The following is an 11,744-nucleotide window of genomic DNA, read 5'->3' on the forward strand; positions in this document are numbered from 1 at the left end:
CATTATCTGATGATCAGGCCGTGCGCAGGGCGATTGCGCGTCATGGCGAACACAAATTGCGATCAGTAGCTTGGAATGAATATGGGAAAAAATCTCGCACTGTGGGTTATCATTGCCATCCTTTTGGTGGCTTTGTTTAACCTGTTTCAGTCGCCATCAGGACGGAGCGGCCAGTCAACGCTGGCGTTTTCGGACTTCCTGGCCGAAGTTGACAGCGGCCAGATTTCAGAAGTTACGATCCAGGGCAACACTCTTACAGCGCAAACCCGCGATAACCGGACCGTTAGTGTTTATACCCCTGATTATCCGAGCCTTGTCGAACGTCTAAACGACAAGGGCGTTCGTATTATCGCCCAGCCGGAAGAAAGCCTGTCGCCGCTTATGAGCGCGCTGATCAGCTGGTTCCCGATGCTGCTGATCATTGGTGTGTGGATTTTCTTCATGCGTCAGATGCAGGGCGGCGGCGGCAAAGCCATGGGCTTTGGCAAATCAAAGGCCAAGATGCTGACCGAGAAATCCGGTCGGGTGACCTTTGAAGACGTTGCCGGGATCGAGGAAGCCAAGGGCGAGCTTGAAGAAGTCGTCGACTTCCTGCGAGACCCGCAGAAATTCCAGCGTCTTGGCGGCAAAATCCCGAAAGGCATGCTTCTTGTCGGACCTCCGGGTACGGGTAAGACGCTTCTGGCGCGTGCGATTGCCGGTGAGGCCAATGTGCCGTTCTTTACGATTTCGGGTTCCGATTTCGTTGAAATGTTCGTTGGTGTCGGTGCATCTCGTGTGCGTGACATGTTCGAACAGGGCAAAAAGAATGCACCCTGCATCATCTTCATCGATGAAATCGACGCCGTTGGCCGCCATCGTGGTGCCGGTCTTGGCGGCGGGAACGATGAACGCGAACAGACGCTCAACCAGCTTCTGGTCGAGATGGATGGTTTCGAAGCCAACGAGGGTGTGATCCTCGTGGCGGCAACCAACCGTCCGGACGTTCTGGACCCGGCATTGCTGCGCCCCGGTCGTTTTGACCGTCAGGTCGTTGTGCCGAACCCGGACCTTGAAGGCCGTGAACATATTCTTGGTGTTCATGCCCGCAAGGTTCCGCTGGGACCGGATGTTGACCTGCGCACTGTTGCGCGTGGTACGCCGGGCTTCTCGGGTGCGGATCTGGCAAACCTTGTCAACGAGGCAGCCCTTCTGGCGGCCCGTCTTGGCAAGCGTGTTGTCACCATGGCCGATTTCGAGAATGCCAAGGACAAGGTGATGATGGGGGCGGAACGCCGTTCCATGATCATGACCGACGACGAGAAGAAGCTGACGGCCTATCACGAAGGTGGTCATGCGCTTGTCGCGCTGCATACCCCGGCATCCGATCCGATCCACAAGGCAACCATCATTCCGCGCGGTCGTGCGCTGGGTATGGTGATGCGCCTGCCGGAACGTGATCAGGTTTCCAAATCCTATGAACAGCTGATTTCCGACCTTGCGGTTGCCATGGGTGGCCGCGTTGCCGAGGAAATCATCTTTGGCAAGGACAAGGTCACCACGGGTGCGTCTTCGGACATCAATATGGTGACGCAATATGCGCGCAAGATGGTGACCGAGTGGGGCTTCTCGGACAAGCTTGGCAACGTCAAATATGTGGACAATCAGGAAGAAGTGTTCCTTGGCCACAGTGTTGCCCAGCACAAGAATGTTTCCGAGAAAACCGCCCAACTTATTGACGAGGAAGTGCGTCGTTATTCCGACGAGGCATATACCTTCGCCAAGCGGGTTCTGACCGAGCATCTTGACGATCTGCATGTTCTTGCCAAGGGGCTTCTGGAATACGAAACCCTGTCGGGCAAGGAAATCGAAGCGCTTCTGCGTGGTGAGGAAATCAACCGTTCGGGCCATTCCAATGGCAGCGGCAAGGATACGGGCAGCGGACGCCGTTCGACCGTGCCGACCACCGGCGGCGCACGCAAGGAAAACCCGGGTGAAGGTGGCGGGGATCTGTCCCCGGAGCCGCAGCCGGGCAGCTAACTGAAAGAGACTGATGGACAAGATCGAAGGATCGGTCCTGCGAAGCCCCGCCGATGTGCGGGGCTTTGCTGATTTTGACGGACCGTTATATTACGCACCTACCGGTTTCATCGACCATGCCGATGATCCCAATACGTTACCCTTGGCCGGATCCCGCCGTGGATTTTCCGCCCTTGAAATCATCCGTCGTCGCGAAGGTGGCGGGGCCGAAAGCATGATCCTGCCGTTGTTGGCGCTTGAAGGCTGGGTCCAGAATTCGGGACGGGTTGATGAAATCAATGACGTTCTGAACCGTCTGACCACAAAGCGTGCCGATTTTGCCGGGCTTGATATGGCGTCCTGCCATGTGATGGGCATTGTCAATGTGACACCGGACAGCTTTTCCGATGGTGGCGATTACAACACCACCGATCAGGCGATTGCGCGTGCGCGCGTGCTGGCCGAGCAGGGGGCGTCCATCCTTGATATCGGTGGGGAATCGACACGCCCGGGGGCGGAAACCGTTTCCGAAGCGGACGAGATCGCGCGCGTTGTTCCGGTGATCCGTGCCCTGGCCGAAGACGGTCATTGCGTTTCCATCGATACCCGCCATGCGGGTGTGATGGAAGCAGCCATTGAGGCCGGTGCGGCCATCATCAATGATGTTACCGGGCTTGAGGGGGATGAGCGGTCAATGGAAGTTGCCGCCGCATCGGGCAAGCCGGTGATCCTGATGCATATGCAGGGCGAACCGGGAACGATGCAGGAAAACCCGCAATATGATTGTGCGGTTCTGGATGTGTATGACTATCTGCTGGACCGGATTGAAAGCTGCGAACGGGCGGGTATTTCGCGTGATCGTATCTGTGTTGATCCGGGTATCGGTTTTGGCAAGTCATTGTCGCATAATCTGGAACTGTTATCGCGTCTGGCGATTTTTCATGGTCTGGGCTGCCCGATCCTGTTGGGGACATCGCGCAAATCGTTTATCGGCAAGATTGATCCGGTAGCATCCCCCAAGGAGCGTCTGGGCGGGTCGATTGCATCGGCGATCAATGGCTGGCGGCACGGGGTTCAGATGATCCGGGTGCATGATGTGCACGAGACGGTTCAATCGATTTCCGTCACGACGGCAACGTCCCTGGTATAGGCTTCTTCGACCGTCAATCTATGGATGTATAGATTGACGGTTGTTACCAACGAATTATAAAAGGCCTGCAGTTTTTGTGTACTTTCGGGTACCAGGGCTGCGGGCCTTTTTACTGGTGTGGGGAATCTGGCAATTTCTGACAGATTGTGCTTGGGGCTTGCGGATTTTCCCCAATCGCCACATACCATTATAGATAAAACTAAATGCGACCAGGAAGGTCGCGCGAATGGTTGGTTCTGAGCAAACATTGAAAGCGAAGTTGAATGAACGGATACAGCGCGCGCGTGCGCGTTGAGCAGTCCGGAGCGGCTGCAGGTCAGGAAACAATGGCGACTTGTGTTTTCGTGGTTGAGGACAATGCCGATCTTAATCGGGATTTGTGTGAGTACCTCGAGATGTGCGGCTTTGATGTTGTCGGTTGCGACACCGGCGCAGCGTTTCATCGCGCGCTGAAAACCAAGTCACCGGCGGCGGTCATTCTTGATATCATGCTGCCGGATGCGGATGGCTATGAGTTGGCCAAATATGCGCGCGCCAATCTTGATTGCGGGATCATGATGCTGACCTCGCTTGCGGGGATGGATCATCATCTTACGGGCTATAAATCCGGTGCGGATGTTTACCTGACGAAAGACAGCCCGCTTTCGGTGATCGAGGCGGCTCTGCGCCCGCTGCTGCGCCGGGTTGGCAGGAGCGAGAACGAGGCGGAAGCCGAACTTGAGGCACTGGTCCGCGACGATCACTGGACGCTCGACATGCTGAACTGGACGCTCAGCAATTCCGATGGCAATTCTTCGACCCTGACGGCGACCGAGCGCACGATTGTGCGGTTGCTGGTTGAAGCCAACGGGGCCTGGTTGACGCGCCCGGAAATTGTCATGGCATTGGGCAAGGCCGATACGGCTGAAAACTGCCGCAACCTTGATACGGCGATCCGGCGTGTCCGCCAGAAGGTGCTTCGCGAAGTTGGCGAGGAATTGCCGATCCGGACCGCTTATGGCCGTGGCTATGCCTTTACATCCTCTGCCGTTATCGTGGGCGTGCCCGAAAGCGCCTGATCCTAGTTGCCGAATGATCCGGTGATCTCGTCGCAGGGCAGCAACAGACAAAGTTCGACACCGTCTGTACCCTTGTCGCGCATTTTTATCGATCCACCATGTGCATCGACAATGCGCTGCGAGATATGCAGGCCGAGGGCGCTTTGCAGGGATGCTGCCTCAACCTCGCGGCGGAACAGGGCATCGCTGATGCGGCGGATTTCATCACTGTTCAAATCCTGCCCGTGATAGGGGATAACGATTTCCACAAGCCAGTCACTGTTGGGGCGTGCTGCCACATGAATGGGGGCGCCATGGGCATATCGGCGTGCCGTTTCGATCAGGTTGGTGATGGCAAGGCCGACAAGCGTGACATCGACATAGGTTTCCAGCCCTTCGGTTCCGATGCATTCAAGCGTGATTTCGGCATCGGCGCGTGACGTGTTCGATACGAAGTCGGCCAGTAAGTGATTGACCGGCACCAGTTCACGGGCCAACGCAAAGTCGCCGTCGTCGATGCCATCCTTGTTGAGGAAAATATCCACCAGACGGGATAGTTTTCGTGCCTGATCCTGAATGCGTTGCAGGCGGTCCGTCACATCGCTTCGTGCTTCGCGCAGGCGCAGCGAAAGCATTTCGGACGATCGTTGAATGACGGCAAGCGGTGTGCGGAATTCATGAGAAAGCATGGAAATCAGTTTGCGCTGTTCACCGACAAGCGATGTTGTTGCCGCGGCGATTTTGACCATGTCCATGCGTTCTTTTTCGATTCTGGACAGGCGAAAGCCCATGATCACGCTCATGGCGCACATATGGAAAAGCAATGTGAACTGATGCAGTCCGAGCCGCAGCGGCGTGGCTTCGATCAGGCCTGCATGTGTCAGTTGCAGCAAGACGGCAGCCCCTGTCGGAAGGGCAAGCACAACGAAATAAAGCCATAACAGCCATTCGGTCGGGGCGCGTATGATCCGGTAGGCGAGGACAATGCAAAATGTCGTCAGGAGTACGGCATGCAGGGGCACAATGTAGGTACCATAAAGCGCGTAAAAATTATTGGTTGCGGTGAGTGCGCAGGCAATTGAAAGCACGCAATAAATTTTGATGATCCTTGCCACGACATTGTTCTGGCGGTTCAGGTCGAGAATATAGAACCACAGGAAAATGGTGGCCGCAGCAGCCATGGCATTGCTTCCACCAACGATCAGATCATTGGCATAGGGCCATTCGGGTTGAATGATCGACAATGCAAGGCCACTTGCCGATGATGCAAGGGTCCCGATCGACAGGACACAGGATCCATATGCCGCGATGGCCCGGTCACGTGCCAGTGTTCCCAGAATGATGTAAACCACCCCCAGCATCAGAATAACGCCGAAATAGATGCTTAGTCCGGAATCCCGCAAGGTCAGGCTGGAAACGAGCTGATTGGTGGGCCACAGCTTGGCCATAAGGAACTGGGTGCTGTTTGATTTGGTGCGGATAACAAGCACATAATCGCCGGCTTCCAGCGGGGGGAAGCGGTCGACCTGTTCACTGCCTTTTATTGGCCGCTGGCTTGCCGGGACATGGTCCCCCATCCGGCTTTGCCAGAAATGTCGCGATGTTCCCTGTTTGATCAGATAAACATCGATGAAGTTCATATAGCTTGGGCGAATTTCAAGGTGCAGCGGTTCGTTCAATCCTTCGGGAACCGAAAGCGCCAACCGGTACCAGACGGTGTCACCGGTATAACCAAAACTTGGAATGCCGGGGCTGGGGACAAAGTTTTCGGCCGGCATTTGCAGGATGTCTTCAAGTGTCAGATCATTTGTCCTGTCTTCAAGTGACAGAACATGATTATGCAGATTAACCGGGCTGGAAATTCCCGGCAGAAGTGTCAGTTTGCCAAATTCCGCGGCCCTGGCCGATGACAGGATCGCCATCCCGAACAGTAATGTTGTGACAGCCAGCATGACGTGTTGCCAAACAGAATATCCAGACAGGGTGTTCCGGCGACTCATGACGGATTTCCTTCGCGGGAAACAGGCATGGCTGGCGGATCAAGATTATCGGTTCGTGCGGCTTCGATATTGTTGTTGGTCAGTTCCCGGTCATAAGGCAAACGGATCAGAATGGTCGTGCCGCCGGTTTCACCGACGCTGATTGTCATCCGGCCACGATGGGCATTGATGATCCGGTTGGTGATGTGCAGACCCAAGCCGACACCATGGGTGCTGCCCGATGTATTGCCGCGATAGAACGCTTCTGAAGCCAGTGCCAGATCATCCTGGGATATTCCCGGCCCGTTGTCGGTCACGCGGATATAGACATTGCCATCGCTTCGATGGGTGAAACCGATACGAACACTGGCATTCGGGGCATATTTCCGGGCGTTTTCAATCAGATTGCTCAGTGCCCGTTCGATCAGGGTGCGGTCGATCCGGATAACGGTGAAATCGGTTTCGCCCAGATCGACATCATGATCCGGGTTTTCGCGTTGACGCCGTTTGACCAGATCCTTCAGGAACGGGGCCATAATGGTTGGTTTGGGCGAAATACTGAAATTGGTACTGTCCAGGGTTTCCTTGGTCAGGAACACATTAACCAGTTCCGATAGTTGCGAGGCATTGCTGCGGATGGTCGCGATACGGCTTGTGACAGCTTCGGGGGCGTTCTGAACATGCAGTGCGACCATTTCCGCCGCGCGCTGGATAATCGCAAGCGGCGTCCGGAATTCGTGGGACAGCATGGTAATGAATTCACGCTGCTCGTCCGCGAGCTGGTTGGCGCGCGTATTGCTGCGGTAGGCCGAAACGCGCTGATTGGCGAGCTCATGCGTTCGTCCGGCCATCGCGATCCCCAACAACAGCAAATGTGCAAGGGACGCCACCTGATAGCAGTTGCTGGTAAAGACGTTGGCCGGGACGATGCCCATCAGCATCAAAAGATGCACGATCGCCGCAACCGCAGGCAAGCCAAGAGCCACAAAATACACGCGCAGCATTCGGGCATTTGATCTGGTCCAGCCGAAATAGAACAGATATCCAAGCAGGATCAGCAGGATACCGATATGTGGCAGGAACATGCCGCGGGCAAAATAGATATAGGTGTCACTGACCGATGTAAGGGCACATAGACCGGCAAACGTGGCATAAATCGCCATAGCCCGGAAAACATTGCGCTTTAACCGGTCCAGTCCAATGATGTAGGTCCACATCATAACACTGGTTGCAATCGAAAATGCCGTACCCGATCCGGTGATCGCGTCACTTGCCCGCTGCCATGTTCCAGCCAGAAGAAGATGGGCATATCCCGAAATACCCGCCGTCGCGGTGAACAGGGCAAGAATGTAAAGGCCGTACCAGATAATCGCCCGGTCGCGTATCAGCAGGCCGAGCGTGAAATAGACCATAAAGCCGATAAAAAGGATGCCGAGATAAAGACCATACAGGAACGTATCCTGCACGTTTTCGGCAATCAGAACCGTATCGGATTTGAGATGTGCATTCAAAAGCTGGGCGCTGTTGCTGGAAGCGCCAATCACCAGCCAGTAACTGCCCGCAGGCAGGTTTGGCCAAGTGCTCAGATGCTGTCGCCCGCGGGCTTCTGATGCATTCGGGGTAATATGGTCACCGACGATGTTGTTCCAGACCGGCAATCGGGTCTGGCGATCAAGAATGGTCAGCGCGATCCGGTTCAGATAGGGCGGCGAAATTTCCAGATAGCGTTTGAATTGAAGGGGTTCCGCACCGGCTTGCGTGACATGGATCTGCATGCGGTACCAGACGGTATCAAGCGTGTAAGCCGCACCTACAGAGCCAACAACCGAGGTGAAATCGTCTGCGGGAAGGCTTGCGACCTCGGATGCAGTGCGGGCTTGCCGGTCTGCTTTCAGCCGTTCAATCAACGGGGTAAGGTCGATATTGTCCTGGTCTTCGGAATAGGATCCGATGACAAGTTCATGATTGCCAGGATGGGCAAGGGCAGGGCGGATCATGGAAATCATCAAAAAGATGACCTGTAATATGATCACAGCCATATAGCCGTTGCGGTAACCGACTTTCCGCAAAATGCCCCCGATTTCGGAATATTCAAACGCTTTGCATTCTAGATACCGGGTTTTAAGAGCAAGGTCATGGCTTTTATAAGCGAAGCATCAAGGATGCGATTAACGGATCGGTTGCTTATTCCCGGTACAATCGGTCACTTGCCGGTAGCATTGCGCGGACACTTTGATATAACCGGCAGTCAGGAAAAATAACCCGCGCATCAATGCGTCGGGATGGAAGCAGAGAAGACGAGCATGAGCCGTAAATATTTCGGGACCGACGGTATCCGCGGAACCGCCAACACTGCCCCCATGACAGCCGAAGTTGCGCTTAAGGTCGGGATGGCCGCAGGCCATTATTTCACACGGGGCGATCATCGCCATCGTGTGGTGATTGGCAAGGATACCCGTCTCTCGGGCTACATGCTTGAGCCAGCCCTTGTTGCCGGTTTTACGTCCATGGGGATGGATGTGATGCTGGTCGGGCCGATGCCGACCCCGGCCGTTGCCATGCTGACCAAATCGATGCGTGCCGATATCGGTGTGATGATTTCGGCCTCGCACAATCCCTATCAGGATAACGGGATCAAGCTTTTTGGCCCGGATGGTTTCAAACTGTCTGACGAGGTCGAGCTTAAGATCGAAGCCATGATGGATAGCGATATGTCCGCGTTGCTTGTACCTGCGAACAAACTTGGCCGGGCGCAACGCATTGATGATGCGCCGGGACGCTATATCGAGGCGGTCAAATCATCGCTGCCGTCTTCGGTGACGCTTGAAGGGCTCAAGATCGTTCTGGATTGCGCCAATGGTGCGGCCTATTCCGTCGCCCCCAAGGTGTTGCGGGAATTGGGCGCGGATGTCATTGAAATCGGCACCAAGCCGAATGGCCTTAACATCAATGCTGAATGTGGATCGACGCATACCCAAACCATGTGTGACCGGGTGTTGGCCGAAAAGGCCGATGTCGGGATTGCCTTGGATGGCGATGCCGACCGCGTTCAGATGTGCGACGAAAAAGGCCAGTTGATTGATGGCGATCAGTTGATGGGCCTTGTCACCACGCACTGGAAACGCACCGGGCAGTTGCGAGGCAATGCGCTGGTTGCGACTGTGATGTCAAACCTTGGTCTTGAACGTTACCTTGAAAGCAATGGTCTGCGCCTGATCCGTACCAAGGTCGGGGATCGTTACGTTGTGGAACAGATGCGCGCCCTTGATTGCAATGTCGGCGGGGAGCAGTCCGGTCATATCGTTCTGTCGGATTTTGCGTCCACCGGAGATGGTCTGCTGGCATCCTTGCAGGTTCTGGCGGTTCTGGCTGATCGTGAAGGTCCGGTTTCGGAAATGAGCCGCGTGTTTGATCCGTTGCCGCAGATCCTTAAAAATGTGCGGTATGCTGCGGGTTCCGATCCGCTGTCACACAGCAGTGTGGTTGATGCGATTTCCAGTGCCGAACGGGCCTTTAACGGGGATGGTCGTGTTCTAATCCGTAAATCGGGGACCGAGCCGCTGATCCGTGTGATGGCCGAAGGCGATGACGCGATCAAGGTCGAACAGATCGTTGATGGCATTGTTGCCGAAATCATGGCTGTTGCGGGTTAAGGCAGCAGAACTATCTTAGGGTCCTGACCCTGGACCGAATATCAGAAGTGCTTGGAGGTCGATCATGAAAGGTCGCGTGTTGATTATTGCCGGTTCTGACTGTTCCGGCGGGGCCGGAATTCAGGCCGACATCAAATCCGTGACCGTTCTGGGCGGATATGCCGCAACCGCTATCACGGCGTTGACGGTGCAAAACACCACCGGTGTTTTCGATGTTCTGGGCATTGATCCGAAACTGATTGTGCATCAGGCTGAAGTCACAATTGATGATATCGGGGCAGACGCGATCAAGACCGGTATGCTCCATAGCGTCCCGGTGATCGAAGCGGTTGCAAAATTCATCCGGGCCAAAGCCGCCGATATTCCGATTGTCGTTGACCCGGTGATGATATCGCAAAGCGGATCGCGTCTCTTGAACGAAGATGCGGTTGATGCCCTGATCAAAAACATGGTGCCACTGGCGACCGTCCTGACCCCGAATATTCCCGAGGCGGAAGTGCTTTCGGGGATGAAAATCGCCGATGAGGGCGACATGATCGAAGCCGCCCGCAAGATCGGTGAACTGGGGGCAAAGGCGGTTCTGGTCAAGGGCGGCCATGCCGAGGGAGACCGCATTGTTGATATTCTTTGGCGCCATGATGGCGATATCGAAGGGTTCGAGGCGGATCGCATTCCGTCGGAAAACAATCATGGGACGGGATGCTCGCTTGCCAGTGCGATTGCCACCGGGCTTTCGCAGGGCATGGGGTTGAGTGATTCTGTCGCACGTGCGCGGGCGTTCGTGCGCGAAGCGATCCGCACAGCCCCTGATTTTGGCAAGGGCAATGGTCCGCTTAACCATGCCCACCCCGTTACCGGCGAGTAAGGAGACGGGGTTTCATGCACGGAGAAAATGCCATGCCGGGAACCTCCTTTTTCCATCAGGCGCGCAACAATGCGTGGTCCAATCATCGCTTGCTGACGGTCTGTTCGCGGTTGAGTGACGCGGAGCTGAATGCGGAGCGCACATCGTTCTTTCCGACAATCCTTTGGACGCTTAATCACATCCTGATTGTCGACTGGTTTTACATTGATGCCCTTGTGGCCGGTGGGCGCGGGCGGGACTGTTTTGCCGATGAAAACCCGTTTTCCGATATTGCGGCACTTTCCGATGCCCAGCGTCAGAGTGACCAGACGTTGCTGAAATTTTGCGAAAACCTGTCCGATGCCGATGTGGCACGGCTGGTGGCGTTGGATCGTGGTAACGGGAAGACCGCGCATGAAACGGCGGGGGCGGTTTTATCGCATCTTTTCGTGCATCAGACCCATCATCGCGGGCAGGTGCATGCCATGCTGAGCGGTACATCGCAAAAGCCGCCGCAGCTTGACGAATATCATCTTGATTGTGATGCCGAATTTCGCGGCACCGATTTTCACGACCTTGGCTGGGACGGCGTATGACATTCAGACTGACGGATCGAACCAAACGGCGTCTTTTCCTGGTCGCGGTGACGGCACTGGTTGTTGCCACGATTGCCGATGGATCACGCCGTTTCGTGGCCGACCTGATCTGGGCGGATGATGCTGCCCCGTGGGAAAAGGTGACGGCGGTTTATTATCCCGATATCCAGAAAGAAACCGATATCCGTATTTCGGATGCACGGTTTGATGACGTTGCCGAATGCCGGGCCCATATCGGCGAACTTTCATCGGAAAATGGCGACCCGGACCTTAAAAAGGGACGATATGAATGTGCCATCGGGTTTTACCGCGATGGCACGGGCGAGGGCAGCTATCGCCTGATCGTTCGGTAGGTCTAGATGTGAGCTTTCAACAGGTTGTCCATTCGGGCCAGACCGAGGAGACTGGAGTTACCACGCTTCAACCATCCTTGGAGGCAAGCCCGAATGAACATGCACAAGAATGCCCGTTTAACACCGATAGGTCG

At 55.4% G+C, this 11,744-nt stretch carries 9 protein-coding genes; 7 read left to right on the forward strand and 2 right to left on the reverse strand.

Going from position 1 to position 11,744, the window contains the following annotated elements; all coding sequences use genetic code 11:
- The first annotated feature begins 75 nt into the window (after positions 1 to 75).
- The 3 genes from ftsH (at position 76) to J7395_RS13405 (ending at position 4,206) form a co-directional block, all read left to right on the forward strand.
- Positions 76 to 2,019, forward strand: coding sequence for an ATP-dependent zinc metalloprotease FtsH (gene ftsH / locus J7395_RS13395; RefSeq protein ID WP_209221799.1), 1,944 nt, complete (start codon positions 76 to 78; stop codon positions 2,017 to 2,019).
- Positions 2,020 to 2,032: 13 nt separating this feature from the next.
- A complete protein-coding gene (folP, locus tag J7395_RS13400; RefSeq protein ID WP_209221800.1) occupies positions 2,033 to 3,148 on the forward strand; it encodes a dihydropteroate synthase in 1,116 nt (371 codons plus the stop codon).
- A gap of 263 nt (positions 3,149 to 3,411) precedes the next feature.
- A complete protein-coding gene (locus J7395_RS13405) occupies positions 3,412 to 4,206 on the forward strand; it encodes a response regulator transcription factor (RefSeq protein ID WP_209221801.1) in 795 nt (264 codons plus the stop codon).
- A 2-nt stretch (positions 4,207 to 4,208) separates the two neighbouring features.
- Here J7395_RS13405 and J7395_RS13410 read toward each other — a convergent pair whose 3' ends face one another.
- On the reverse strand, positions 4,209 to 6,185 hold the full coding sequence (locus J7395_RS13410; protein WP_209221802.1) for a sensor histidine kinase: 1,977 nt from the start codon (positions 6,183 to 6,185) through the stop codon (positions 4,209 to 4,211).
- The gene (locus J7395_RS13415) at positions 6,182 to 8,161 is read right to left on the reverse strand and encodes a sensor histidine kinase (RefSeq protein WP_209221803.1); all 1,980 of its coding nucleotides are present in this window, start codon (positions 8,159 to 8,161) and stop codon (positions 6,182 to 6,184) included. Before J7395_RS13415 ends, J7395_RS13410 begins: the two co-directional genes overlap by 4 nt.
- 306 nt (positions 8,162 to 8,467) lie before the next feature.
- On the opposite strand from J7395_RS13415, the gene glmM reads away from it, so the two are divergent.
- From glmM to J7395_RS13435, 4 genes are all read left to right on the forward strand, one after another.
- Entirely contained in the window at positions 8,468 to 9,817 is a 1,350-nt protein-coding gene (glmM, locus tag J7395_RS13420; RefSeq protein ID WP_209221804.1) for a phosphoglucosamine mutase, read from the forward strand.
- A 64-nt stretch (positions 9,818 to 9,881) separates the two neighbouring features.
- Positions 9,882 to 10,682, forward strand: coding sequence for a bifunctional hydroxymethylpyrimidine kinase/phosphomethylpyrimidine kinase (gene thiD / locus J7395_RS13425; protein ID WP_209221805.1), 801 nt, complete (start codon positions 9,882 to 9,884; stop codon positions 10,680 to 10,682).
- Between the two features lie 32 nt (positions 10,683 to 10,714).
- A complete protein-coding gene (locus J7395_RS13430) occupies positions 10,715 to 11,257 on the forward strand; it encodes a DinB family protein (RefSeq protein ID WP_209221806.1) in 543 nt (180 codons plus the stop codon).
- Positions 11,254 to 11,610 carry a hypothetical protein gene (locus J7395_RS13435; protein WP_209221807.1) on the forward strand — a complete coding sequence of 119 codons (357 nt, stop codon included), beginning with the start codon at positions 11,254 to 11,256 and terminating at the stop codon, positions 11,608 to 11,610. Before J7395_RS13430 ends, J7395_RS13435 begins: the two co-directional genes overlap by 4 nt.
- Positions 11,611 to 11,744: the final 134 nt, after the last annotated feature.

Source organism: Thalassospira sp. A3_1 (assembly GCF_017744215.1).
Classification (GTDB): Bacteria; Pseudomonadota; Alphaproteobacteria; order Rhodospirillales; family Thalassospiraceae; genus Thalassospira; species Thalassospira lucentensis_A.